Consider the following 2,428-nt stretch of genomic DNA (forward strand, 5'->3'; position numbering starts at 1 on the left):
GGGGACCGCGGGCGCAGCCGGGGCCGCCACCGACGCAGGCTCGGGGGCCACCTCGTCGCCGGACAGCTCGACCGCTCCACCCTGCGGCTCGATGCCCGCGGCCTTGGCCGCCGCGGTCGCGCGGCGGTTCACCACCCGTCTGGTGTGCTTGCGCACCACGTCGGTGCGCTCCCGCAGGGTCACCAGCAGCGGAGTCGCGAAGAAGATCGACGAGTAGGTTCCGACGATGACACCGACGAACTGGACCAGCGCCAGGTCCATCAGGGTGCCGACGCCGAGCAGCCACACCGCGATCACCATCAGCGCGACGATCGGCAGCACCGAGATCACGCTGGTGTTGATCGAGCGCATGAAGGTCTGGTTGACGGCGAGGTTGGCCTGTTCGGCGAAGGTGCGCCGGGTGGTGTGTTCGAACCCCTCGGTGTTCTCCTCCACCTTGTCGAACACGATGACGGTGTCGTAGAGGGAGAAACCCAGGATCGTGAGCAGTCCGATCACCGTCGCGGGGGTCACCTCGAAGCCGACGAGCGCGTACACACCGGCGGTGACCACTAGGTCGAACACGAGCGTGGTCAGCGCAGCGATCGCCATGTAGCGCTCGTAGCGCACCGTGATGTAGATGGCCGCCAGGACCAGGAACACCACCAGCGCGATCAGCGCCTTCTGGGTGATCTGGCCGCCCCAGGTCTCCGACACCGCCGAATCGCTGATCGCCTGCTTGCTGGGCTGACCATCGGCGCCGCGGGGTTGGAACGCGTCGAACAACGCGGTGCGGAGTTCCTCGGTCTCCTCGTTGCTCAGCGTCTCCGAGCGGATCTGGTACGTCGCCGTGCCACCGCTGCCGACGATCACGACGGACTCCGGCGCCCGACCGACCGCCTCGCTGAAGACGGCTTCGACCTGCTGGGCGGTGGCCTGACCGTCGCCGCGCGGGAACGACACCTTCGTGCCGCCCTCGAAATCGATACCGAAGGTGAAGCCGCGCAGCAGCATCGCGCCGATCGAAACGATGACGATGAGCGCGCTGACCGTGTACCACAGCTTGCGCTTGCCCATGACCTCGAACGCGCCGGTGCCGGTGTACAGCCGCACGAAGAAGCCGTGCTTGGGTGCACCCGCTGCCGTGGCCTCGAGATCGGGCGCCTCGACGGCGTCCGTCGTCGTCTCGGTGCGGTTGTGCGTCTCGGTGCGGTTGTGCTTTGACGCCATCTGCTATCCCCGTCCCGCCGCATGTGCGGCCGCTCGGCGTTCGCGTGCGATCTGCTGGACGGCTCCCAACCCGTTGAGGGACGGCTTGGCCATGGTCGTCGACTTCGACGCGAGGAAGGCCAACGGCCAGGTCACCAGGAACACGACGACGACGTCGAGGATCGTGGTCAGGCCCAGGGTGAACGCGAAGCCCTTCACCTGGCCGATCGCCAGGAAGTACAGCACCGCCGCGGCGAGGAAGGTGACGGCGTTGCCGGACAGGATGGTCTTGCGCGCCCTGGCCCAGCCGCGCGGGACCGCCGACCGGAACGAGCGACCTTCGCGGATCTCGTCCTTGATGCGTTCGAAGAACACCACGAACGAGTCCGCGGTCATACCGATGCCGATGATCAAGCCGGCGATTCCGGCCAGGTCGAGGGTGTAGTTGATGTACCGGCCCAGCAGCACCAGGATCGCGAAGACCATCGCGCCCGAGGCGACCAGGGACAGCGCGACCAGCAACCCGAGCACCCGGTAGTAGAGCAGCGAGTACAGCAGCACCGCCGCCAGACCGACGGCGCCCGCGATCAGCCCCGCCCGCAGCGAGGACAAGCCGAGGGTCGCCGAGACCGTCTCGGCCTCCGAGGACTCGAACGACAGCGGCAGCGAGCCGTACTTCAGCACGTTGGCCAGCTCGCGCGCCGAATCCTGGGTGAACTGTCCGGTGATCTGTGTGCGCCCTCCCGGGATGGCCTCCTGGATCTGGGGTGCGCTGACCACCTGGGAGTCGAGGACGAACGCGGTCTGGGTGCCGACGTTGGCCGCGGTGAAGTCCGCCCAGATCTTGGCCCCGTCGCTCTTGAACTCCACGTCGACGACGTTCTCGCCGCGCTGCGGGTCCATCCCCGAGGTGGCGTTCTCGATCTGCTCACCGGTGAGGATCGACTTGTCGAGCAGGTAGACCTGCTGGCCGTCGGTCGAGCAGGTCACCAACGGCAGGTTGGGGTCGTCGTTGCCTGCCAGCACGTCCTCCTCGCCGCACCGGGTGGCCTGGAACTGCATCGCCAGGATCTGGATGGCCTGCTCACCGCTCTGGCGCAGCCGCTTCTCGTCCTGGATACGGGTCGCCAGGGGCACGTCGTCGTCGTCCTGTGGCGGCGCGGGCGACGTCCCCGGGGCGGGCGGCGCACCGGGACCCGGGCTGGGCGCGGGGCTAGGGCCAGGCGACGGGCTCGGCGCC

2 protein-coding genes are annotated in these 2,428 nt (G+C 68.3%); both read right to left on the reverse strand.

The features are described from left to right. A partial coding sequence (gene secF, locus H7I57_RS05490; protein WP_264022348.1) for a protein translocase subunit SecF occupies positions 1-1,209 on the reverse strand: 1,209 nt, incomplete at its 3' end. Positions 1,210-1,212: 3 nt separating this feature from the next. Then, positions 1,213-2,428 (reverse strand): protein translocase subunit SecD (secD, locus tag H7I57_RS05495; protein ID WP_264022349.1); only part of this gene is annotated, 1,216 nt, incomplete at its 5' end.

The sequence above is a fragment of the Mycolicibacterium pyrenivorans genome (assembly GCF_025821625.1).
GTDB lineage: Bacteria > Actinomycetota > Actinomycetes > Mycobacteriales > Mycobacteriaceae > Mycobacterium > Mycobacterium pyrenivorans.